This window comes from Paractinoplanes atraurantiacus, from assembly GCF_900215205.1.
Classification (GTDB): Bacteria; Actinomycetota; Actinomycetes; order Mycobacteriales; family Micromonosporaceae; genus Actinoplanes; species Actinoplanes atraurantiacus.
Genome location: NZ_OBDY01000042.1, coordinates 47,189 through 69,683, shown reverse-complemented (window position 1 = coordinate 69,683; position 22,495 = coordinate 47,189). Strand labels below are relative to the sequence as shown.

Annotated in this window: 17 protein-coding genes; 7 read left to right on the top strand and 10 right to left on the bottom strand. The window is 71.1% G+C overall.

Annotation, left to right across the window (positions count from 1 at the left end; genetic code table 11):
* Both CRP55_RS47920 and CRP55_RS47915 read right to left on the bottom strand, forming a co-directional pair.
* Positions 1–244, bottom strand: a 244-nt coding sequence (locus CRP55_RS47920) for a helix-turn-helix domain-containing protein (RefSeq protein ID WP_179855677.1), incomplete at its 3' end; no start/stop codon positions are given.
* Between the two features lie 189 nt (positions 245–433).
* The gene (locus CRP55_RS47915) at positions 434–724 is read right to left on the bottom strand and encodes a type VII secretion target (protein WP_245923903.1); all 291 of its coding nucleotides are present in this window, start codon (positions 722–724) and stop codon (positions 434–436) included.
* A 92-nt stretch (positions 725–816) separates the two neighbouring features.
* Between CRP55_RS47915 and CRP55_RS47910 the strand changes: the two genes are divergently transcribed.
* Positions 817–3,744 carry a DEAD/DEAH box helicase gene (locus CRP55_RS47910; protein ID WP_143235453.1) on the top strand — a complete coding sequence of 976 codons (2,928 nt, stop codon included), beginning with the start codon at positions 817–819 and terminating at the stop codon, positions 3,742–3,744.
* A 6-nt stretch (positions 3,745–3,750) separates the two neighbouring features.
* Here the strand turns inward: CRP55_RS47910 and CRP55_RS47905 are convergent, their stop codons facing one another.
* Positions 3,751–5,415, bottom strand: a complete 1,665-nt coding sequence (locus tag CRP55_RS47905; RefSeq protein ID WP_097328772.1) for a SulP family inorganic anion transporter — start codon at positions 5,413–5,415, stop codon at positions 3,751–3,753.
* A gap of 100 nt (positions 5,416–5,515) precedes the next feature.
* Here CRP55_RS47905 and CRP55_RS47900 point away from each other — a divergent pair, with 100 nt between their 5' ends.
* Positions 5,516–6,607 carry a GAF domain-containing protein gene (locus tag CRP55_RS47900; protein ID WP_097328771.1) on the top strand — a complete coding sequence of 364 codons (1,092 nt, stop codon included), beginning with the start codon at positions 5,516–5,518 and terminating at the stop codon, positions 6,605–6,607.
* Between the two features lie 105 nt (positions 6,608–6,712).
* On the opposite strand, the gene argG is transcribed toward CRP55_RS47900, so the two are convergent.
* From argG to CRP55_RS47885, 3 genes are read right to left on the bottom strand one after another with little or no spacing between them, the layout of a single operon-like run.
* On the bottom strand, positions 6,713–8,128 hold the full coding sequence (gene argG, locus CRP55_RS47895) for an argininosuccinate synthase (protein ID WP_097328770.1): 1,416 nt from the start codon (positions 8,126–8,128) through the stop codon (positions 6,713–6,715).
* A gap of 28 nt (positions 8,129–8,156) precedes the next feature.
* Positions 8,157–9,200, bottom strand: a complete 1,044-nt coding sequence (locus CRP55_RS47890; protein WP_179855676.1) for a GGDEF domain-containing protein — start codon at positions 9,198–9,200, stop codon at positions 8,157–8,159.
* A gap of 45 nt (positions 9,201–9,245) precedes the next feature.
* Positions 9,246–9,947: a class I SAM-dependent methyltransferase gene (locus CRP55_RS47885; protein ID WP_097328768.1), complete on the bottom strand. Its 702-nt coding sequence runs from the start codon at positions 9,945–9,947 to the stop codon at positions 9,246–9,248.
* A gap of 189 nt (positions 9,948–10,136) precedes the next feature.
* On the opposite strand from CRP55_RS47885, the gene CRP55_RS47880 reads away from it, so the two are divergent.
* Positions 10,137–11,831, top strand: a complete 1,695-nt coding sequence (locus tag CRP55_RS47880; RefSeq protein WP_101536258.1) for an alpha/beta hydrolase — start codon at positions 10,137–10,139, stop codon at positions 11,829–11,831.
* Here the strand turns inward: CRP55_RS47880 and glpK (CRP55_RS47875) are convergent.
* From glpK (CRP55_RS47875) to CRP55_RS47860, 4 genes are all read right to left on the bottom strand, one after another.
* A complete protein-coding gene (gene glpK / locus CRP55_RS47875) occupies positions 11,816–13,306 on the bottom strand; it encodes a glycerol kinase GlpK (RefSeq protein ID WP_097328766.1) in 1,491 nt (496 codons plus the stop codon). The genes CRP55_RS47880 and glpK (CRP55_RS47875) overlap by 16 nt on opposite strands.
* A 67-nt stretch (positions 13,307–13,373) precedes the next feature.
* Entirely contained in the window at positions 13,374–14,195 is an 822-nt protein-coding gene (locus tag CRP55_RS47870) for an IclR family transcriptional regulator (protein WP_097328765.1), read from the bottom strand.
* 27 nt (positions 14,196–14,222) lie between these two features.
* Positions 14,223–14,885, bottom strand: coding sequence for a response regulator (locus CRP55_RS47865; RefSeq protein WP_097328764.1), 663 nt, complete (start codon positions 14,883–14,885; stop codon positions 14,223–14,225).
* Positions 14,882–16,189: a sensor histidine kinase gene (locus CRP55_RS47860; RefSeq protein WP_179855675.1), complete on the bottom strand. Its 1,308-nt coding sequence runs from the start codon at positions 16,187–16,189 to the stop codon at positions 14,882–14,884. The genes CRP55_RS47865 and CRP55_RS47860 overlap by 4 nt, the downstream gene beginning before the upstream one ends.
* Positions 16,190–16,320: 131 nt before the next feature.
* On the opposite strand from CRP55_RS47860, the gene CRP55_RS47855 reads away from it, so the two are divergent.
* The 4 genes from CRP55_RS47855 (at position 16,321) to glpK (CRP55_RS47840) (ending at position 22,486) form a co-directional block, all read left to right on the top strand.
* Positions 16,321–16,980 carry an ABC transporter ATP-binding protein gene (locus tag CRP55_RS47855; protein WP_097328763.1) on the top strand — a complete coding sequence of 220 codons (660 nt, stop codon included), beginning with the start codon at positions 16,321–16,323 and terminating at the stop codon, positions 16,978–16,980.
* The gene (locus CRP55_RS47850) at positions 16,977–19,223 is read left to right on the top strand and encodes an ABC transporter permease (RefSeq protein WP_097328762.1); all 2,247 of its coding nucleotides are present in this window, start codon (positions 16,977–16,979) and stop codon (positions 19,221–19,223) included. The genes CRP55_RS47855 and CRP55_RS47850 overlap by 4 nt, the downstream gene beginning before the upstream one ends.
* A 102-nt stretch (positions 19,224–19,325) precedes the next feature.
* A complete protein-coding gene (locus tag CRP55_RS47845) occupies positions 19,326–20,924 on the top strand; it encodes an alpha/beta hydrolase (RefSeq protein WP_097328761.1) in 1,599 nt (532 codons plus the stop codon).
* A 92-nt stretch (positions 20,925–21,016) separates the two neighbouring features.
* Entirely contained in the window at positions 21,017–22,486 is a 1,470-nt protein-coding gene (gene glpK, locus CRP55_RS47840) for a glycerol kinase GlpK (protein ID WP_097328760.1), read from the top strand.
* The last annotated feature ends 9 nt before the right edge of the window (positions 22,487–22,495 follow it).

Here is a 22,495-nt window from a genome sequence, read left to right as displayed (position 1 = left end):
GCCGCCCCGGGCGTGGCTCGTCCAGCAACCCTTCGAGCCGATCTGCGGCGAACCGGTTACGCCACTTAGTCACCGTGTTCCGGGAGACCCCGAGTTCCTCGGCGATCACCCCGTTCGGCGCACCGGCCGCATCCGCACAGGCCAGCACCACCCGCGACCGCATCGCGATCGCCTGAGCGCTCGACGGACGCCGTGACCAGGCAAGCAACTGCTCCCGCTCATCATCAGTGAGCACGATCGGCACAGCTATCGAGGACGGCATACCACCCACCGTACCCACTGACAACGATCTAACGACTCAGGACACTAGCTGTTGTTTTGCACACCCCGCGCGATGAGCTCGATGTCCTCGGCCAACCACACACCCGCCCAGGCTGACATCGGTTGCTCGACGGGCCCGGAGACCAGCGGGTTGGTGGTCATTCGCCGCTCTTCAGCAACCCGGCACTGAAGGCGTCGGAGGCCTCGTATTCGCCGGCGGTGGTGCGCAGCTTGGTGCCGGTGTCGCGCAGGACTCGGCACATTCGTCGAGACCGTCGACCAGAATGTCCTGCAGCGCGTTCAGCATCGCCGGGACCATCACGCAGAGCTGACCGTACGCGTCATTGCCGGCGCGCACGGCACGACCCGCCCCGGCCGCGGTCGCGACCCCGTCGGCCACCGCTTCGACGTGACCCGCGTGCGTGACCAGCTCGGTGGCCCGCACGCTCATCCGATCGGACATAGAGACACGCTAACGACGCGCGTCAATGAGGAAGCCCCCTGGCGAGGTACATGTTTGGCCGCGGTTCGGCCGCGCCTCTAGAGTTGCCGCCGATGGCGAAGCGGGCTCCCACCTCGAAAGAAGACCCCAAGCGGCCGAAGGTTGGCCGCTGGGAGTCTCAGCTGTCCGCGCTGGTGCGGGACGTGGCCGGGGCGCCGCCCGATCCGGCGCCCGCGGAGTCCGGGCTCGGACTGCAGTTCGAGCTGGTCGAGGGGTATCTTCCGCGGAGTCGCAAGACCACGTCGCGGATCTCGATGCGGCCGGTGCTGCCGGGGCGCCGCGGCTGGGTGCGCAGCGGCATCAACTGGCACACGCTTGCCTGGGCCGGTGGTCACTCGCCGGCTCTGAAGCACCACCGGCGGTTGCTCACCGAGATCGTCCAGTTGTCCGGCGCGCCCTACTACAGCACCAACGCGAGCATCTTTCTCGACGAGTTCGACAGCCGGCGCATCTGGGATCTGCTGGCCGAGGCTCAGGAGTCCGGCCTCCCGATGGTCCAGTACGGCCGCAACGCCCCGGCCGTGGTCGTGGCGCGGCGCCCGGCCCGGGTGTCGGTGCGGGTGGACCGGATCGACGGCGACCTGGTGCTGGAAGCCGCCGTGCGGGCCGACGGCACGCCGGTCGAGGTGGAGAGCGCGTACTTCATCGGTGAGCCGGCCCACGGCGTTGTCTGGAGGGACGCGCAGCAGGTCATGCGGCTGGCCCCGCTGGCCCGCCCCCTTCCGCGCACGGCTCGCAAAGCCCTGACCGCGGCGGGCATCCGGGTTCCGGCCGCTCAGGAGGAACGCTTCTTCGCCGAGTTCTATCCGGGCCTGGTCCGCCAGGTCGAGGTTGTGCCGGCCGGGCCCGCCGTCGTTCTTCCCGAGGTGGGCGTTCCGGTCCTGACCGTCACGGTGAGCGCGGAACGACGGCACGATCTGCGGTTGCGCTGGGAGTGGGTCACCGAGGTCGGCGGTGGGCGGCACGGCGAGCCGCTGTGGTCGCCGGCCCTGCCCGGCGAGCGAGCCGACCTCGTACGGCAAGTGGCCGATCTCGCCGGTCCCGCCCTGCTCGAGTCCGGCCCGCTGGGTCCCCGGCTCGCCGCCGAGCCGGTTCTCCGGGGCGACGACACCATTCATTTCCTGAGTACGGTGGTGCCCGCGCTCGCCGAGCTCGGCGTGTCCGTGATCGAGCCGGACGGTGGCTGGGGCCTGGCGGAGACCGAGGCGCCGCCCGTCATCACGTTCACCGGCGCCACCCGGGCCGGTGAGCAGGACTGGTTCGATCTGTCGGTTCGGGTGGAGGTCGGCGGCGAGCAGGCCGACTTCGAGACGCTCTTCGTCGCGCTCGCCCAGGACCAGAGGTTCCTGATCCTTCCGAGCGGTGTCTACTTCGGTCTGGACCGGCCGGAGTTCCAGCAGCTGCGTGACCTGATCGCCGAGTCGCGCGCGCTGACCGACAGCCCGCCGGGCGTGCTGCGGGTCGGCCGGTTCCAGGCCGGTGTCTGGGACGAGCTGGGCGAGCTCGGCGAGGTCGCCGGCCAGGCGGCGGAGTGGCAGCGCACGGTGGCCACGCTCACCGAAACGGGCGTGCTCCTCGACCAGCCGGTGCCGGATGAGGTGGACGCCGAGCTGCGCCCCTACCAGCAGGAGGGCTTCCGCTGGCTGGCCGCCCTGCACGACAACGGGCTCGGCGGCATCCTCGCCGACGACATGGGGCTCGGCAAGACGCTGCAAGCGCTCGCCCTGCTCTGCCATGCCCGCAAGCACGGCCGCTTCCTGGTCGTGGCGCCGGCCAGCGTCGTGCACAACTGGGCGGCCGAGGCCGGCCGCTTCACCCCCGATCTAGAGGTTCGCGCGATCACCCAGACCGCCGCCCGGCGCGGCGCCGATCTGGCCGAGGCCGTCGGTCAAGCCGACGTCGTGGTCACGTCCTACACTCTGTTCCGCCTGGAGTACGACGACTACGAGGCGCTGGAGTGGGCCGGTCTGGTGCTCGACGAGGCGCAGTTCGTGAAGAATCCCCAGTCGCAGGCGTACAAGTGCGCCCGCCGTCTTCCCGCGCCGTTCAAAGTCGCCATCACCGGCACGCCGATGGAGAACAACCTGACCGAGCTGTGGGCGCTCTGCTCGATCGCGGCGCCCGGCCTCTTCCCCCGGCTCGATCGGTTCACCGAGTACTACCGCAAGCCGATCGAGCGCGAAGGCGACCAGGACCGGCTGGCCCAGCTGCGCCGCCGCATCCGGCCGTTGGTGCTGCGCCGCCGCAAGACCGAGGTCGCGGCCGAACTGCCGGCCAAGCAGGAACAGGTGATCGAGGTCGATCTGGCACCCGGACATCGCAAGGTCTACCAGCGCTACCTGCAACGGGAGCGGCAGAAGGTGCTCGGCCTGCTCGGTGACCTCGAGAAGAACCGGTTCGAGATCTTCCGCTCGCTGACCCTGTTGCGACAGGCCAGCCTGGACGTCGGGCTGGTCGGCGACCACGGCGCGGTCTCCTCGACCAAGCTCGACCTGCTCGTCGAGCAGCTCACCGACATCGCCGCCGAGGGCCACCGCACCCTGGTGTTCAGCCAGTTCACGCGTTTCCTGGGCAGCGCCCGGGCGCGCCTGGAACAGGCGGGCATCGCCTGCGCGTACCTCGACGGCACCACCCGCGACCGCAAACGGGCCGTCGAGGAGTTCAAGACCGGCGCCGCGCCGGTCTTCCTGATCAGCCTGAAGGCCGGCGGCTTCGGCCTGAACCTGACCGAGGCGGACTACTGCATCCTGCTCGACCCGTGGTGGAACCCCGCCACGGAGGCGCAGGCGGTGGACCGGGCCCACCGCATCGGGCAGACCCGCAACGTAATGGTCTACCGCCTGGTCGCACGCGACACCATCGAGGAGAAGGTGATGGCGTTGCAGCGGCGGAAGGCCGAACTGTTCGCCGGGGTGCTGGACGGCGGGGAGCTCGCCTCGGCCGGATTGAGCGCCGCCGACATCCGCGAGCTCCTGAAATAGGCTGATCTACGAATCGAGCCAGCGCTGTGCCGCGCGGTAGCCCTCAAGGCTGGACTCGCCGATCACGTCGGTTGCGGTGAAGACGCGTACGCCGTCGACCCGCTCGACCGTTCGGTTGCGGTGGAGCTGGCGTTGCACCGCCGGGTCGACGCCGGTCAGGTAGAGCCGTCCGCCCGCCTCGGCCAGCCGCCGGGCGTAGTCCGACAGGACGGCGAACACGGTCGCTCCGAGCATGGCCCGCCCCCGCAGCCGCAGGACCACCACCGGGCGCTCGGCGCCGGCGGGCTCGGGCAGCCGGGCCTGAAGGGTGCGGGCGCCCGCGTAGAACAGGCTGCCGTAGACGTCCAGCAGCGTGACCTCGTGCGACTCCAGCCGCCGGGGCGCCGGCTGCTCGACGAAGGTGCCGTCGTCGCGCGGGGTCAGCCGCACCACCCGCAGGTCGGCCGCCTCGCGGTTGAGCTGCATGAGCAGCGACAAGGCGACGCCGACCCCGACCGCGGCGGCCACCGGCAGGAACAGTGTGGAGACGAAGGTGGCGAGGACCGCGATCCGCGAAATGGCGCCGGTGCGCACGATCGCCCGCAGATCGGCCGCCCGGAAGGCGCCGATCGCGGCCACGATGAGCACCGCGGCCAGGGTCGACATCACCACGGCGCCGACCAGGCCGGAGAAGAGCAGCAGCAGGACGGCCAGCCATAGTCCGGAGAAGACGGCGGCCCAGCGATCGGCGGCGCCGGCGGCGACGTTCAGCGCGGTGCGGCCGACCGACCCGCCGACCGGCTGGCCGCGGAACAGCCCGGCGAGCAGGTTGCCCACGCCCTGCGCGACGAAGTCGCGGTTGGGGTCCGCTCGCGTCTTGTCCGGGTTCGGGGCCGACTCGCTGACCCCGGCGCCCTGCACCAGGACGACGAGCGCGACCGCGAACGCTCCGGCCAGGAGACTGAAGGAAAAATCCGAGAGACGTGGCAGTACGGGCGTGGGCAGCCCGCCCGGAATGGAGCCGACCACCGGGGCGGAGCCGTGGAAGATCGCGACGGCGACGCTGGGCACGATGAGCGCGACCAGCGTCGCGTAGGCCCCGAACCGGGTGCGGCGGAACGCCACCAGCACGACCAGGGCGAAGAGCCCGGCCGCCAGCGCGCCGGCGTTCACCCGATCGAGGTGCCGCAGCAGGGCGAGCGGGCCGCTCTCGGTGGTGCCCGCGAGGATCGGAATCTGGGCCAGGACGATGTTGACGGCCACGCCGGACAGAAATCCGATCATGACCGAGTGCGGCACGAAGCGGAGGTAGCGCCCGAGCCGGAGCAGCCCGGCCAGGACCATCAGCGCCCCGGCCATCAGGGTCAGCAGGAACAGCGCCCGCGGGCGGTCCGCGTCCGGGACATCGGACAGGGCCGATCCGGCGGCGACGGCCGCGGCGCTGGTCGTCGTGATGACCATCCGCCGGGTGCCGGCGGTGAGGCCGCCCCCGATCGGGCCGAAGATGCTGGCGTAGAGGCCGAACACCGGGTTCACCCCGGCCAGGACGCTGGCCGCCATGCCGTCGGGCACGCCGCTGATCGCCCCCGTGAGACCGGCCGTCGCGTCACGGCGGATCGTGGCCCGCCGGGGCGCCACCCGGCGCACCCAGCGCCTGGCCCGGCCGGCGATCACCACGTCCGCGATTGTCATCCGGGCGCCGTGGGCCGAACCTCACGCGCGGCGGATGAGCGTCGGCCGGATGAGCGGGCCGGATGAACGGCGGAAAATGCTTGCTGGTAGACAAGTGTCCATGTCAGAGGCGAACGAGGATCAACGGGCGTTGTTCGGTCAATCGGCCGCGGTCTTCGCGTCGCTGTCCGGCCCGGAGCATGTGGTCGAGACGGCGAGTCCCTCGTTCTCTCCGCAACCGCTGCGTGACCACCTGGACCAGGTCTACCGCACCGGCGCGCCGCTCACGCTGCGCGACGTCCCGGTCGAGGAGGCGTCCTTCGACTTCACCTTGGAGCCGCGCCGGAACGCGGACGGCGAGGTGCTCGGCGTCCACCTGATCGGCGTCGAGACCACCCAGATCAAGCAGGCGCAGCGGTTGATGGCCGAGCACCGGGCGCTGCTCGAGCAGATCGCCCGCCAGGCGCCGCTGACCGAGGTGCTCGACGGGATGGCCCGCAGCATCGAGGAGCTGGCGCCGGAGGAGGTGCTCGTCTCGGTGCTGCTGGCCGATCCCGACGGCCTGCACCTGCGGCACGGCGCCGCCCCCAGCCTGCCCGCCTTCTACAACGAGGCCATCGACGGGATCGCCACCGGCGAGGGTGTCGGCTCCTGCGGCACCGCGGCCTACCGGCGCGAGCCGGTCATCGTCACCGACATCGCGAGCGACCCGTTCTGGGCCGACTTCCGCGATCTGGCCGGCCGGGCCGGCCTGGCCGCCTGCTGGTCCACGCCGATCCTGGCCCGCGACGGCGCCCTGCTGGGCACCTTCGCCATGTACCACCGCACCCCGCGCGTGCCGCGGGAGGCGGACCTCGCCCTGGCCCGGGTCTTCGCGGGCACGGCGGCCCTGGCCATCGAACGCCACCACGCCGAGGCCCGCGCTCAGGCCGCCAACGAGGAGCTGGCCCAGGCCGCCCGCGAGGCCGAGGAGCGGGCGGCGCGGATGAAGGCGGCGGCCGTCGCCCAGGCGGCCGCGCCCCATCCCGAGCACTGCCAGCTCGGCGGCCCCCAGCCCTGCGCCGCCCCGGCCGAGATCAAGCTCGCCGACTCGTGGGGCGACGCCGCGTGGGGGTGCCCCGACCACGTCGAGGAAGCCATCATCAGCGTGCGATCGGTCTTCATCGCCAGCGAGGAACTCGGCGGCCTGGCCGCCTACGTGAACCGGAGCTGACGCCTGCCGCCCGCAACTCGATCACGACGCGGGCGGCAAGTCGGAGCAGGCGCAAGTCGGAGCAGGCGCAGGCGCGCGGGTCGCGGCGCGCGCCTGCGAGCGGGCTCAGTCGGTGCCGGACTCCATGGCGGCCTGGTCGAGCAGGGTGTCCTCGGCGTTCGCCTCGGCGCCGCGGGAGGCGATCTCCTCCGCGCCGCCGGCCGGGAGGGCGCCGACCAGGCCCTGCGGGCTGCCGACCATGCCGAGCAGCGCGTACTGCTCGAGCTTGGCCCGCGAGTCGGCGATGTCGAGGTTGCGCATCGTCAGCTGGCCGATCCGGTCGACCGGGGCGAAGGCCGGCGTCTCGGTCCGCTCCATCGACAGCTTGTCAGGGTGGTAGCTGAAAGCCGGGCCGGTGGTGTCGAGCACCGAGTAGTCGTCGCCGCGGCGCAGCCGCAGCGTGACCTCGCCGGTCACCGCGTTGCCGACCCAGCGCTGCAGGGACTCGCGGAGCATGAGCGCCTGCGGGTCGAGCCAGCGGCCCTCGTACATGAGCCGGCCCAGCTTGCGGCCCTCGGTGTGGTAGCTGGTGACCGTGTCCTCGTTGTGGATCGCGTTGACCAGCCGCTCGTACGCGATGTGCAGCAGCGCCATGCCGGGCGCCTCGTAGATGCCCCGGCTCTTGGCCTCGATGATCCGGTTTTCGATCTGGTCGGACATGCCCAGGCCGTGGCGGCCGCCGACGGCGTTGGCCTCGAGCACCAGGTCGACCGGCGAGCCGAACTCCTTGCCGTTGATGGTGACCGGCCGGCCCTCGACGAAGCCGACGGTCACGTCCTCGGCGGCGATCGCCACCTCGGGGTCCCAGAAGCGGACGCCCATGATCGGGTCGACGATCTCGATGCCGGTGTTGAGGTGCTCCAGCGACTTGGCCTCGTGGGTGGCGCCCCAGATGTTGGCGTCGGTCGAGTACGCCTTCTCGGTCGAGTCACGGTAGGGCAGGTCGTGCGCGAGCAGCCACTCGCTCATCTCCTTGCGCCCGCCGAGCTCGGTGACGAAGTCTTTGTCGAGCCACGGCTTGTAGATGCGCAGCGACGGGTTGGCCAGAAGACCGTACCGATAGAAACGCTCGATGTCGTTGCCCTTGAACGTCGAGCCGTCGCCCCAGATCTGCACCTGGTCTTCCAGCATGGCCCGCACGAGCAGGGTGCCGGTGACGGCCCGGCCCAGCGGCGTCGTGTTGAAGTAGGTCTTGCCGCCGGAGCGGATGTGGAACGCGCCGCAGGCGAGCGCGGCGAGCCCCTCCTCGACGAGGGCCGAGCGGCAGTCGACGAGGCGGGCGACCTCGGCGCCGTAGGCCAGCGCGCGATCGGGCACGGAGGTCACGTCGGGCTCGTCGTACTGGCCGATCTCGGCGGTGTACGCGCAGGGCACGGCGCCCTTTTCACGCATCCACGCGACCGCGACCGACGTGTCGAGGCCACCGGAGAAGGCGATGCCGACCCGCTGGCCGACCGGGAGAGAGGACAGAACCTTGGTCACGGGCTAGATTATGCACGCTCCCGCATTTTCATGCAAAGCGACGGGCGCGCTTGTGGCGATACATGCGCCGATCGGCTGTACGGAGCAGGTCCGCGAAGCCCGAAGTGTCACCGATCGGGCGATGGGCGACGCCGGCGCTGACACCGACCCGTACGGCGTCCCCGCCGATCTCGACCGGATCGGCCACCGCCCTCGTCCAGCTCACGACCGCCTCGTCGGCCCGCTCGGCCGGGAGGCCGGGCAGGACCACGACGAACTCGTCACCGCCGAGCCGTACCAGCAGATCGTCGGCCCGCAGCCGGTTCCGCAGGCGCTCGGCGACGGTCTTCAGCAGCACGTCGCCGGCGTGGTGGCCGTGGGTGTCGTTCACTTCCTTGAAGCCGTCGAGGTCGAGCAGCACCAGGCTCACCTCGCCGTCCGGGCGCGAGGCCTCGTACTCTTCGAGGGCCAGCCGGTTGGCCGCGCCGGTCAGCGCGTCGGTGCGCGCCTGGCGGGTCATGGCCGACCGGGCCCGGTGCAACTCGGTCACGTACCGGTCGAGGCTGCTCGCCTGCACGCCGGCCGTGGCCGCCGTGACGAGCAGGACGACGACGGCCAGCGCGATGCCGGCCCCGTGCGGCGCGCCGGGCGCGCCGTGGCCGAGCAGGACCCCGGCGACCAGGGCGGCCGACACCACGGCCCAGGCGATCAGCACACCGGGAAGCTTGTGCCTGGTGGCGGCCGACATGAGGGCGAGCACCGCGCTCGGCCACACCGGCACCCCGGCGACACTGTCGATGACCAGCATCGGCGTGGCCACGGCGAGGACGTCGAACACGGTCTGCGCCCCGGCGACCCACCGGTACCGGCCGTCCGTGGAGTGCCGCAGCCGGAGGGCGGCCAGGATCGTGGCCGCGATCAGGTGTACGCCGATCACCGACGCCACCTGCCACAGGGCCGGCTGCCAGGAGGTGGTCCAGCGGATGTCGTCCGGCGTACCGGCGACGACGACCCCGACCAGCACCATCACGCAGGCCCGGGACCACAGCGCGATCCGTTCCAGGGCGCGCCGGTGCTCCAGGTCGCTTCTCATGGGCCTGCTCATCGGCCGGGCGAGGGCGTACCTGACGGAATGCCGTCAGGCGTCGCGGACCGCGCGGGCCATCAGGGAGACGCCGGGCAGTGACTGCACCGGCAGGAAGCGCTCGGTCACGATGACGGCGCTGAGGGCGGCGTTGACCAGCGGGTTCATCTTGCGCAGGTCGCTGGTGGTGGATTTCTTGCGGGTGTACGCGGCGCCGGGGCGCAGCAGCACGTTCCAGCTCCAGAGCCGCTCGACCCGCAGGCCACCGTTCTCCAGGACGGCGCGCAGCGTGTCGCGCGTGTAGCGCCGGAGGTGCCCGACCGCGACGTCGTGGGCCGACCACAGCTTCATGTCGCACGGCACGGTGATGAGCGCGCTGGCGCCGGGGCGCAGAACCCGGCGCATTTCGGTGACAACCCGCTCATCGTCGTCAATGTGCTCGAGAACGTCGAATGCGACGACAAGGTCTACCGAGTCTGACCTGATCGGGAGATGACGGCCATCTCCGCGCACGGTCGGTAATGCGCGTTTGCGGGCGGCCGTGGCGCCGTCGTGACCGTATTCGACGGCGATCGGGGACCAGTGGTGTTTTTGCAGGACGCGCGTGTTCCCGCCGCCGGCGGCGCCGATGTCCAGGGCCGTTCCGGGTGGGCCGGGCAGCCGGCGCAGATTGCGGGCGAGAAGGGCCCGCCTTTCCCGATACCACCAGTGTCGATCTTCGAGAGCGACCAGTTTCTGGATTTCGGTGCTGTCCACCACGACATGTTAAGGCTTTCGAAAGCCTCCGGAGGGCGTATTTCAAACATGATCGAACACGGACTGTCAACTCGAGTCAGAGCATTGACAGGGATAAGGGAATGTTGCGAGTGTGCGTCCATCATGTTTCGTGTTTGACTTTGTTCAGGCGGTCGAATGTCACGCATAATCTCTCGTGCGCTCCTGGCCATGACTCTCGTCGGCGGTGTGGTCGTCTCGACCGGGGAGACGGCGCTAGCAGACACCTCATGTGCCACCACCGGCTCGGTCGACTATGGATTCGATCTGGCCGGCGACGGCTGGAAGTTCACCACTGGCGACGACCCGGCCTTCTCCGCCGCCTCGTTCGACGACGGCGCGTGGAAATCGTGGAGCGTGCCCGACAACTGGAACAACGAGGCCGATCTGAAGAATTACGACGGCTTCGCCTGGTATCGCAAGACCTTCACCCTGCCGGCCCGCCCGTCCGGCGTCGCCGACTCGGCGATCGTGGCCACCCTGGGGCAGATCGACGACGCCGACCAGACCTTCCTCAACGGCACCGAGATCGGCCGCACCGGCGGTTTCCCGCCCACCTTCGATTCGACGTGGGAAGTGCCGCGCGAGTATTACCCGGCCGACGGGCTGTTGAATTGGGGCGGCTCCAACACCATCGCGGTCCGGGTCTACGACGGCACCGGCGGCGGCGGTTTCTACGCCGGCCCGGTCGGTCTTTACAGCAAAGCGCATTTCCGCGGGGGCAAAGCCGCGACAAAGGCCCAATTGGCGTACGCCTGCGCGCTGCTCACCAAGCAACATCGGGCCATCGCCTCCGGTGACCTGCGCGCCTACGCCTCGACCCTGGCCGACGGTTTCTTCCACCAGGGCGACACGGCCGAACGGCGGCTGTCCGAGATCAGGGCGTGGAAGAGGAAGGTCACGCTGACCGACGCCCAGGCCGAGGTCTTCGTCGACGACCAGGGCCGCCTCGTGGTCGACACGATTCGCGGCTGGACCGCCTCCGACGGCACCGAGCTGCTCCCGCCGACCCGCGAGATGCTCTACCTCGACCCGCGTAGGGGCGTCGAGCTGGGCGACCACTCCCGGTTCTTCCGCGACAGCTACATGTCGGCCGCGATGAGCAAGCGCGTGCAGTTCAACGTCTACCTGCCGAAGAGCTACACCCGCACCACGGCCAAGCGCTTCCCGGTCGTCTACATGCTCAACGGCATCAACGGCAGCAACATCGAGTGGGAGGCCCGCGACATGGACGCGGTCCTCGACAAGCTGATCAAGGACCGGGGTCTCGAGGAGACCGTCGTGGTGTTCCCGGACGGCGGCAGCGGCTGGTACGTGGACACGTCGGCCGGCAACTACAAGTCGATGATCGTCAACGAGGTGCTGCCGATGGTCGACCGGTCCTACCGCACGCTCGCCGACCGGGAGCACCGGGGCATCTCCGGCGTGTCGATGGGCGGCCAGGGCGCGTTCACGATCGGCCTGACCAACCCGGGCCTGTTCAGCTCGATCGCCAGCCACATCGGCGCGCTGAGCCTGGCCCCGCTAGCCGGCACGGCCGCCGAGCGGGCCGCGAACGCGAATCTCCAGCCGATCAAGATGGTCCAGTCGATGACGGCGGCCGAGCTCAACCGGCACACCTTCTACTTCGACGGCGGTGACCAGGACGAGTACGGGTTCGGCACGGCGGCCAGGAACATGAGCGTGGCCCTGGCCTCGAAGGGTGTGCGGCACGACTACCAGCTGGGCGCCGGCAACCACGCCGACTCGTACTGGATGCCGAAGCTGGACCGCTCGTTCGGCCTGCACAGCGAGCAGTTCCGCACGCACCCGGTGCGGCAGCCGAAGGAGCCGCGACAGCCGAGGTCGCCCTACGTCTGGCCCTGATCCGCGAACAGGACCGCACAGTCGACGGCGCGCCGCCACCTCTGGTATTCGGCGGCGCGCCGCCCGGCGTCCATGGCCGAGAGCCAGCGCCCGGCCCGGTGCCGGTTGTTGCGCAGGTCCTGCAGGTCGGACCAATATCCGACGGCCAGCCCGGCGGCGTAGGCGGCGCCGAGCGACACGGTCTCGGCGACCATCGGCCGTACGACCGGAACGTCGAGCACGTCCGCCACGATCTGCATGAGCAGGTTGTCGGAGGTCATCCCGCCGTCCACGTTGAGCGTGGTCAGCGCGAGCCCGGAGTCGGCGTTCATCGCGTCGACCACCTCGCGGGTCTGCCAGCCGGTGGCCTCGAGCACGGCCCGGGCCAGATGACCCTTGGTGATGTACGAGGTCAGGCCCACGATCACACCGCGCGCCTCGCTCTGCCAGTGCGGCGCGAACAGCCCGGAGAACGCGGGCACGATGTAGCAGCCGCCGTTGTCGGCGACAGTGCCGGCCAGCGTCTCGATCTCGGAGGCGGTGCCGATCAGCTCGAGCCCGTCGCGTACCCACTGCACCAGAGATCCGGCGATGGCGATGGAGCCTTCCAGGGCGTACGCCACCGGCTCGTTCCCGATCCGGTAGCCCACCGTGGCCAGCAGCCCGTGCGTCGACCGGACCGGCGTGGAACCGGTGTTCATGAGCAGAAAACCGCCGGTGCCGTACGTGCATTTGACGTCACCGGGCGCAAAGCACGCCTGCCCGAACAGCGCGGCCTGCTGATCGCCCATGGCGGCCGCGATCGGCACCCCCGGCAGCACCGAGTCGGCCGCGCCGTAGACCTCGGACGAGGAGCGGATCTCCGGCAGCATCGCCTGTGGGATCGTGCACACATCGACGAGTGAGGCATCCCAGCGCAGCGTCGTGAGGTCCATCAGCATCGTGCGGCTGGCGTTGGTGACGTCGGTCAGGTGGTGCTTGCCGCCGGTCAGGTTCCAGATCAGCCAGCTGTCCATCGTCCCGAAGAGCACCTCGCCCTTCTCGGCCCGGGCCCGCAGCCCCGGCGTGTGGTCGAGCAGCCACTGCACCTTGGGCGCCGAGAAGTAGGTGGCCGGCGGAAGCCCGGTCCTGTCCCGCACGAAGTCGGCATCCAGGGCGGAGACCAGCGCGGACGTACGGGTGTCCTGCCAGACGATCGCCGGCGCCACCGGCACTCCGGTCTTGCGGTCCCACACCACGGCGGTCTCGCGCTGGTTGGCGATGCCGATCGCGGCGACCTGAGCGGCCCCGATCCCGGCCGAGGCCATCACCCGCTTGATCAGCTTCTGGGTGTCCCGCCAGATCCGCGCCGCGTCGTGCTCCACCCACCCCGGCTTGGGATAGCTCTGCGGATGCTCGGCCCGCGCCACGGAAACGACGGTGGCCCGCCGATCGAAGAGAATGCATCGCGTCGAGGTGGTGCCCTGGTCGATGGCGAGGATGTAGCGCTCGGTCACGAGAGCCGCCCCATCGCCGCGGGGAATGATCCGAGGGCCGCCCGATTCGCGCGGTGTGCGGACGCCGTCATGAGCGCGGCCCGCTCAGATCGCGTGATATGGACTCGGCGGTGGCGCGCACCTGGGCGACGAGGGCGGTGCGGGGCCGCAGGCGGGAGTCGCAGACGCGCTCGACCGGGCCGTAGATGCCGATCGCGCCGACCACCAGCCCACCGATGCCGCGGGTCGGCGCCGCGATGCCCGCCCGGCCCGGCTCCCATTCCTCGATCGCAGACCCCCACCCCTGGCCCCGGATCTCGGCCAGAGCGGCGGCGAGATCTCGCCGATGGGTCAAGGTCTTCCGGGTGTACGGGTCCAGGCCGCCCCGGACCGCGGCCTCGGCCGCCGGCGCGTCGTACGCCAGAAGGACCTTGCCCAGCGCTGTCGCATGCGCCGGAACGACCAGCCCGATCTCCATGGACTGAGCCGTGTCGTCGGGCCGGAACACGTGGTGGATGACCTTGACCGCCGCGCCGTCTTCGACGCGGCCGTCCGAACCGGTGGCCCTGCCGTCGCGCGCGGGTGTGCCGTCGAGGACGCCGATGCGTACCGACTCGACCGTGCGGGAGGCCAGGGCGTCGGCCCAGTCCAGGGCGCGGGAGCGCAGCTCGTTCACGTCGAGGCCGCCCCGGCCGAGCTCCAGCAGGCCGCGGCCGAGGCGGTAGCGGGCCGTGCGCGGGTCCTGCTCGGCGAAGCCGACGTGTTCGAGGGTGCGCAGGATGCTGTGCGCGGTCGACTTGGGCAGCCCCAGCGCGTCGGCCACCTCTTTGACCCGCAACCGGCCGGGACCGGCCGCGAGCAGGCGCAACACGGCCGACGACCGCTCGACGGACTGAATCATGCCGGGCACGTGCGACATTGTCACACGGTGCACGGCTCAGGACGGCGTGACCAGCCGGGTCTCGAAGGCCACGACCACCGCCTGGACCCGGTCGCGCAGGCCGAGCTTGGCCAGCACCCGGGCCACGTGGGTCTTCACCGTCGCCTCGGACAGGAAGAGGCGGCCGGCGATCTCGACGTTGCTCAAGCCCTGCGCGACCAGGGTCAGCACCTCGCGCTCGCGCGGGGTCAGGGCGGCCAGGTCGCGGTGCAGGGGGGAGTCGCGGGGCTCGGGCGTGGTGAACCGCTCGACGAGCCGGCGGGTGATGCTCGGGGCGAGCAGCGCGTCGCCGTCGCGGACGATGCGCACCGCGGCGACCAGATATTCGGGGGTGACGTCCTTCAGCAGGAAGCCGCTGGCACCCAGCCCCAGCGCCGCGTAGACGTAGTTGTCGAGGTCGAACGTGGTCAGCATGATGACCCGGGGCGGCCCGGCCGCGGCCAGGATGCGGCGGGTGGCCTCGATGCCGTCCATCTCCGGCATGCGGATGTCCATGAGGACCACGTCGGGGCTGGTGCGCCGGACCGCTTCGACCGCCTCGGCGCCGTTCTCGGCCTCGGCCACCACGTCGATGCCGTCGGCGGCCAGGATCATCCGGAAACCGGCCCGCACCAGCGCCTGATCGTCGGCGATCACGACCCGCATCGGCGCGCCGTTCATGGGGTCTCCAAGGGAAGCTGGGCCTGCACGCGGTAGCCGCCGGTCAGGCGGGCGGCCGCTTGCAGGGTTCCGCCGTAGACGGCGAGTCTTTCACGCAGGCCGGCCAGCCCGCGGCCCGTGGACGAGGCCGACTCCGGTGTCGGCCGGCCGCCGGTGTCGGTGACGGTGATGCGCAGCCCGTCCGGCGCGTACGCGACGTCGACCGTGGCGCTGGCCCCGGACGCGTGCTTCACGGTGTTGGTGAGCGCCTCCTGCACGACGCGGTAGGCCGCGAGCTCCAGGCCGGCCGGCAGCGGATATCGCTCGCCGCTGGTGGTGACGGTGACGTCGACGCCGGCGTCGCGCACCCGGTCGATCAGGGGCGGCAGCTGGGCCAGGCCGGGCTGCGGGGTGAGGTCGTCCTCGTCGTCCGGCGCCGACAGCAGGCCCATCACCCCGCGGAGCTCGCCGAGCGCCGCGCGGCCGCCCTCCTCCACCGCGAGCAGGGCGTCGCGGGCGGCCTCGGGCGCCTCGTCGAGGACCTTGCGGGCGGCGCCGGCCTGGATCACCATCATGGACACGTTGTGGGTGACGATGTCGTGCAGCTCGCGGGCGATGCGGGCGCGTTCCTGGCGGGCAGCCTCCCGCGTCGCGTCGGCGCGCTCCTGGCGCAGCCGGTCGGCCCGCTCACGCCAGGTGCGCATGCCGTGCACGGCCAGCCCGATCGGCAGCAGCACCAGGAACGGCACCCAGCCCACCGGCACGATCGGCACCGCCAGGTCGGGGAACGAGCTGTACAGCAGCGCCGCCACCGGCAGCGCGGCCAGGGCCCACATCCGATAGTGGCTGTACGCGGCGGCGGTGTACCCGGCGATCACGCAGGCGTAGAAGGAGACGCGCAGAATGTCGGTGCTCGGCTCGACGCCGTGCAGCGACAGCACCGTGATGCCGAGGATGACCGAGAGGGTGGCCAGCGGGTAGCGGCGGCGCATGAGCAACGGCAGGATCGCGGCGATGGCGATCCAGCCCGGGCTCTGCGGGTCGCGTATCTCGCGCAGGTCGTTCCCCCACGGGTCGAGGGGAACCTGCCCGCGTTCCGCCGGTGCCGGAGGATCCGGGAAATCGGGGAGATCGGGAAGGTCCGGCGGCGGCACCATCATCGCCACGTCGCCGGTGGTGTCGAACAGATGGTCGGTGATGTCGGTCCCGCCCAGCGCCACCGCCACGAACACCACGACCAGCAGCACGTCGAAGACCCAGTTGCGGCGGGTCATCCGTGGCTGCGGGCCGGAGCGGCGGAGAGCCCGCGCGAGCAGGTGCGGCATCCGCTCATTGTGTCCGGGCCGGTCGAGCGTACGCATCAGCCTCTGGACTACGCCGCAAGGATGACCCCGGCCCGCAAAGGGGCTCTCACGGCCGACGACCCGGGTACGCGGCCGTCCATAGTGTCCCGGCCATGATTGACGTCGTAGATGTGAGCCGCCGTTACGAAGGCGACCGGGCCGCCCTCGACCATCTGAGCCTGCAGGTCGCCGAGGGCGAGTGCCTGGCGCTGCTCGGCCCGTCCGGCAGCGGCAAGTCGACCCTGCTCAACCTGATCGCCGGCCTCGACCGGCCCACCGAGGGCAGCGTCACGGTCGGTGGCACCCGCGTGGACCGGCTCGGCGAGGCCGCGGCCGCCCGCTATCGCCGCGCGACCATCGGCCTGGTCTTCCAGTTCTTCAACCTGCTCGACGACCTGACCGTCACCGACAACGTGCTGCTGCCGGCGCAGATCGCCGGCCGGCCCGCCGCCGGCTCCCGCCGGCGCGCGCACGAGCTTCTCGAGACGCTCGGCATCGACCGGCACGCCGGCGCCTATCCCGGCCGCCTGTCCGGCGGGGAACGGCAGCGGGTCGCCGTCGCGCGGGCCCTGATGAACCGGCCGCCGCTGCTGCTCGCGGACGAGCCGACCGGCGCCCTGGACACGGCCTCGGGCGCGGAGGTGCGCAAACTGCTGATCGATCTGCACGCCGACGGCCAGACCATCGTCCTGGTCACCCACGACGAGGTGCTGGCCGAGGCCGTCGCCACCCGCACCGTCCGCCTGGTCGACGGGCAGGTGGCAGTGGGATGAGCGCCATCCGGACCGTCGTGCGCGGCGCCCAGCGGCGCCGCGTCTCCACCATCGTCATCGTCGCGGCCACGGCCATGGCCGTCACCGCGACCGTGCTGGCCGGACTGCTGCTGGCCGCCTCGTCGGCGCCGTTCGCCAACGCGTTCGCCGGCCAGCACGGCGCCCACCTCACCGCGTTCTTCGATTCCGCGAAGACGACGAAGGACCAGGCCGCGGCCACCGCGTCGCAGGCCGGGCAGGCGACCGGCCCGTTCCCGGTGGCCGCGACCGGCATCAGGCCCGAGGGCCTGCAAGGGATGCCCTTCACGGCGCTGAGGGTGGTCGGGCGGGCCGACCCGGGCCGCGACCCGATCGACAAGGTGAGCCTGCTGTCCGGCCGCTGGGCCCGCACCACCGGCGAGATCGTGATGGCCCGCGGGGACCTGAGGATCGCCCCCGGCACTGTCGTGAGCCTGGAGAACGGCTCCACGCTGACGGTCGTCGGCGAAGCCCGGTCGATCAGCCAGACCGCGCAGGCCTGGGTGACACCCGATCAGGCGGCCGCGCTCGGCCAGACCGGCTGGCAGATGCTTTACCGGTACGCCGACGCCGGCACCGTGGCCGCGATGACCGCGCATCAGACCGCACTCGGCCCGGCCGCACAGACGCAGTCCTGGCTGGGCGTCCGCGACGACGCCGCCCACCGCACCCAGCTGTTCGTGCCCCTGCTCACCGCGTTCGGGCTGATCGGCCTGGCCCTGGCCGCCCTCGTCATCGGCAACGTCGCCGCGGGCACGGTCGCCTCGGCCACCCGCCGCATCGGTGTCATGAAGGCGCTCGGGCTGACCCCGGCCCAGGTGGTGCGGGCCTGCCTGGTCCAGGCCCTGATCCCCGGCATGATCGGCGCGGTTCTCGGCATCATCGCCGGTGACCTGCTCGCGGTGCCGCTGACCGCCGACGTGGCCGACCTGTTCGGCACCGTCCCGATGTCGGTCACCCCCTGGGTCGACGCCCTCGCGGTCGTCGCCGCGGTGCTGGTCATCGCCGCGACCGCGGCCCCGGCCGCGTGGCGGGCGGCCCGGCTGCGCACGGTCGACGCGCTCGCGGTCGGCCGCACCCCGCTCAGCGGCCGGGGTCGCCTGGCCGCTCGCCTGGCCGCCCGCTCCCGGCTGCCGAGGCCGCTCAGCCTCGGCCTGGCCCAGCCGTTCACCCGGCCCGCCCGGCTGCTGGCCATGCTGCTGACGGTCGCGTTCGGCACGGCGGCGGCGACGTTCGCCATCGGACTGGCCAGTTCGCTGCGCCTGGTCCAGGCGGCCGACCAGAAGCCCGCCACCTCGGCCGACGTGGTGGTCTATCCGAGCCGGGACGCCGACGGCTCGGTCCCGAACCCGGGCGCCGTCATCGCCGCCACACCGGGAACCGGCAGCTACTACGGCCGCGGGCCGGCGGACATCACCATCGACGGACTGCGCGAAGCCGCCCGGGGGACCGTCACCACCGGTGACGCCAGTGCGGCCGGGTACGAGATGCTCGAGGGCCGCTGGTACACCGCACCGGGCGAGGCGGTCGTCACGACCGGATTCCTCACCGCCACCGGCAAGCACATCGGCGACACTGTCACCGGCACCGGCCACGGCCCGCTCACCCTCGTCGGCGAGGTGTTCGACGGCAGCGCCAACAACCACCTCTACACCGACGTGGCCACCCTGCCCGGCCTGCGGGCGCCGTTCGAGTGGTACGTCAAGCTCACGCCGGGCACCGACCGCGCCGCCTATCTCCAGACGCTGACGAGCCGGAACCTGATGGCCGAGGCCACCCGGGCCGAGGGTGCCGACGGCACGCTGATCGTGCTCAACTCGCTCACCGCCCTGCTCACGGCGCTCCTGGTATCCGTGGCCGCGCTGGGCGTGCTGAACGCGGTCGTCCTCGACTCCCGCGACCGGGTGCACGACATCGGCGTACAGAAATCAATCGGCATGACTCCGAAGCAGACAGCGTTCATGGTCATCTCCTCGGTCGGCGTGGCCGGCCTGATCGGCGGCGTCGCCGGCGTCCCGGCCGGCTACCTCGTGCATCACTGGGCCGTGCCCGCGATGGCCCGCGGGGCCGGCATCCGCCTGCCCGACAGCACCATCGACGTCTTCGCGCCGACCCTGCTGCTCACCCTGGCCCTGGCCGGCCTGATCCTGGCCGCGGCCGGCGCCCTGCTCCCGGCGGGCTGGGCGGCCCGAACGCGCACGGCGGTGGCCCTGCGCACCGAGTAGAGACCCACATGATCACCACCCGCTGAACAGCCAGACTTCGATGCCTGAGGTCTGTCCTAACGGACATCTTCATCACCGTATCTGGATGGCTACTCTCCGGGGATGAGACGACTTCTGGCGGCGACCGTCGCCACGACTGTCGGACTGGCGCTCGGCGGCAGCATGATCCCGGCCGCGGCGCAGGCCCACAGTGGGACTCCCAGCTACACGCCCCCGCCGATCGCGTGGGGCACGTGTACCAACGCCACCCTGAAGGCGCGCGGCGCCGAGTGCGGATTCGTGATCGTCCCGCTCGACTACGCGCGCCCGGGCGGGACCAAAATCAAGATCGCCGTGTCGAGGGTGAAGGCCAAGTCGCCGGCCGCCGACTACCAGGGCGTCATGCTGGTCAACCCGGGCGGGCCGGGCGGATCCGGCCTGATCTACTCGGTGTTGCAGAGCGCCATCCCGAACAACGCGGGCCTCGACTACGACTGGATCGGCTTCGACCCGCGCGGGGTCGGCTCCAGCGTGCCGTCGCTGAGCTGTGACGGGAACGTGGCCGGCTACAACCGCCCGTACTACGTCCCGGTCAACCGGCAGCTCGAGAAGACCTGGCTGGCCCGGTCCAAGGCGTACGCCCAGGCGTGTGCCCGCGCCGGCGGCCCGCTGCTCGATCACCTGAAGACCACCGACAACGTGGCCGACATGGAGAGCATCCGCAAGGCGCTGGGCCAGAAGCAGATCAACTTCTATGGCTTCTCGTACGGCACGTATCTCGGCCAGGTCTACGCGACGCTGCACCCGGCGCAGGTCCGGCGGATGGTCTTCGACGGGGTCGTCGACCCGCGCGGCGTCTGGTACGACGCCAACCTCAGCCAGGACGTCCAGTTCGACAAGAACATGGACACGTACTTCGCCTGGGTGGCCAAGTACGACTCGGTGTACCACCTGGGTACCACCGGCAAGGCCGTCAAGGCCAAGTACTACGCCACGCTGCAGAAGCTCCGCGTGGCGCCGGCCGAGGGCAAGATCGGCCCGGACGAGTGGAACGACATCTTCGTGTCGGCCGGCTACTACGTCTACGGCTGGGAGGACGTGGCCACCGCGTTCTCGGCGTACGTCAACAGCGGTGACGCCTCCGGCCTGCTGGAGCTGTACTCCGAGCCCGGCCCCGGCGCCGACAACGGCTACGCGATCTATCTGGGCACCCAGTGCACCGACGTGCAGTGGCCGACCAGCTGGAACAAGTGGAAGCGGGACAACTGGCGGATCTACCAGAAGTACCCGTTCATCACCTGGAACAACGCCTGGTACAACGCGCCCTGCCTGTTCTGGAAGGGCGACGTCGGCAAGCCGGTCGGCGTCAACGGCAAGAAGGCCCCGCCGATCCTGATGATCGCCGAGACCAACGACGCCGCCACGCCGTACCCGGGCGCGATCGAGGTCCGCAAGCGGTTCCCCCGCTCGGTCCTCATCGAGGGTGTCGGCGGCACCACCCACTCCGGCTCGCTGAGCGGGATCGCCTGCACCGACGACACGATCGCGGCCTACCTGGACACCGGAGCCCTGCCGGCCCGGGTCCACGGCAACCGCTCCGACAAGCAGTGCGCCCCGGTTCCGCAGCCGGACCCGACGGCGGCGGCCGCCAAGTCGCTCGCCTCCACCGGCAGCGGCAGCCTCAAGGCGACCCTGCGCAACGCGGCACCCCCGGTGCGCTGATCACATCCGCCACCCGTGCGACATTGTCGCACGGGTGGCGTTGATCCCGGTCGTTTCGCTCCCTAGCGTCGCTCCCACGAGAAGGGGGCGATGTGGCGGACTTCGTCGGCGCGATCGATCAGGGCACCACCAGCACGCGCTTCATGGTCTTCGACCGGGCCGGTCACGAGATCGGCCGCCACCAGCTGGAGCACCGGCAGATCCTGCCCGGGGCCGGGCTGGTCGAGCACGACGCGGACGAGATCTGGGAGAACACCCTCAAGACGATCGACGTCGCCCTGGCCGACGCGGGCCTCACCCCGGCCGATCTGGCCGCCATCGGCATCACCAACCAGCGCGAGAGCGCGCTGATCTGGGACCGCGCCACCGGACGGCCGTGCCACAACGTGATCGTCTGGCAGGACACCCGGACCGCGCCCATGATCCACACCTTGGACGCCGGCTTCCTGCGCGAACGCACCGGGCTGCCGCCGGCCACGTACTTCTCCGCCACCAAGGTTCAGTGGATGCTCGACAACGTCCCCGGCCTACGGGATCGGGCGTCACGAGGCGAAGTGCTGTTCGGAACGATGGACAGCTGGCTGATCTGGAACCTGACCGGCGGCGAACAGCACCTGACCGACGTCACCAACGCCAGCCGCACTCAGCTGATGAACCTGCACACCCTCGACTGGGACGACGAGCTGCTGCGGCTGTTCGACATCCCGCGGGTCATGCTTCCGGAGATCCGGTCGTCGGCCGAGGTGTACGGGAAAGCCTTCGGGGTGCCCATCGCGGCCGCCATCGGCGACCAGCAGGCGGCGCTCTTCGGGCAGACGTGCTTTGCGCCCGGCGACGCCAAATGCACGTACGGAACCGGGAATTTCGTCCTTCTGAACACCGGGACGACCCCGGTGCGCTCGACGCACGGGCTGCTGACCACCGTGGCCTACCGGTTCGGTGACGACGCACCGGTCTACGCGCTCGAAGGGTCGATCGCGGCCACCGGATCGGCCGTGCAGTGGCTGCGCGACCAGCTCGGCGTCATCGACTCGGCGAGCGAGAGCGAACAGCTGGCGGCCCGGGTCGACGACAGCGAGGGCGTCTGCTTCGTGCCGGCGTTCTCCGGGCTGTTCGCGCCGTACTGGCGGCCGGACGCGCGGGCCGCGATCGTCGGGCTGTCCCGCTATCACACCGCGGCCCACATCACCCGAGCGGCGCTCGAGGCCATCTGCTATCAGACCCGCGACGTCGTGGCGGCCATGGCCCAGGACTCCGGCACCGAGCTGGACTGCCTCCAGGTCGACGGCGGCGTCACCGCGAACGCGCTCTGCATGCAGCTGCAGGCCGACATCCTCGGCGTGCCGGTGAGCCGGCCCGCCGTGGCCGAGACGACCGCGCTCGGCGCCGCCTACGCGGCCGGGCTGGCCGTCGGCTTCTGGTCGTCGACCGGCGAGTTGCGCGCCAACTGGCGGGAGGACCGGCGCTGGACGCCGTCCTGGACCGAGCAACGGCGCGAGCAGGGAACCACCCGCTGGCGAGCGGCCATCGACCGGACCCTCGACTGGGTCAGCCTCGGCTGAAATCGGAGA

What these genes read in the sequence shown, in the direction of transcription:
- CRP55_RS47915 (WP_245923903.1), bottom strand. Translation starts at nt 724, where the DNA reads ATGTCCGATCGGATGAGCGTGCGGGCCACCGAGCTGGTCACGCACGCG.
- CRP55_RS47910 (WP_143235453.1), top strand. Translation starts at nt 817, where the DNA reads ATGGCGAAGCGGGCTCCCACCTCGAAAGAAGACCCCAAGCGGCCGAAG.
- CRP55_RS47905 (WP_097328772.1), bottom strand. Translation starts at nt 5,415, where the DNA reads ATGACAATCGCGGACGTGGTGATCGCCGGCCGGGCCAGGCGCTGGGTG.
- CRP55_RS47900 (WP_097328771.1), top strand. Translation starts at nt 5,516, where the DNA reads ATGTCAGAGGCGAACGAGGATCAACGGGCGTTGTTCGGTCAATCGGCC.
- CRP55_RS47890 (WP_179855676.1), bottom strand. Translation starts at nt 9,200, where the DNA reads ATGAGAAGCGACCTGGAGCACCGGCGCGCCCTGGAACGGATCGCGCTG.
- CRP55_RS47880 (WP_101536258.1), top strand. Translation starts at nt 10,137, where the DNA reads ATGACTCTCGTCGGCGGTGTGGTCGTCTCGACCGGGGAGACGGCGCTA.
- CRP55_RS47865 (WP_097328764.1), bottom strand. Translation starts at nt 14,885, where the DNA reads ATGAACGGCGCGCCGATGCGGGTCGTGATCGCCGACGATCAGGCGCTG.
- CRP55_RS47860 (WP_179855675.1), bottom strand. Translation starts at nt 16,189, where the DNA reads ATGCCGCACCTGCTCGCGCGGGCTCTCCGCCGCTCCGGCCCGCAGCCA.
- CRP55_RS47855 (WP_097328763.1), top strand. Translation starts at nt 16,321, where the DNA reads ATGATTGACGTCGTAGATGTGAGCCGCCGTTACGAAGGCGACCGGGCC.
- CRP55_RS47850 (WP_097328762.1), top strand. Translation starts at nt 16,977, where the DNA reads ATGAGCGCCATCCGGACCGTCGTGCGCGGCGCCCAGCGGCGCCGCGTC.
- CRP55_RS47845 (WP_097328761.1), top strand. Translation starts at nt 19,326, where the DNA reads ATGAGACGACTTCTGGCGGCGACCGTCGCCACGACTGTCGGACTGGCG.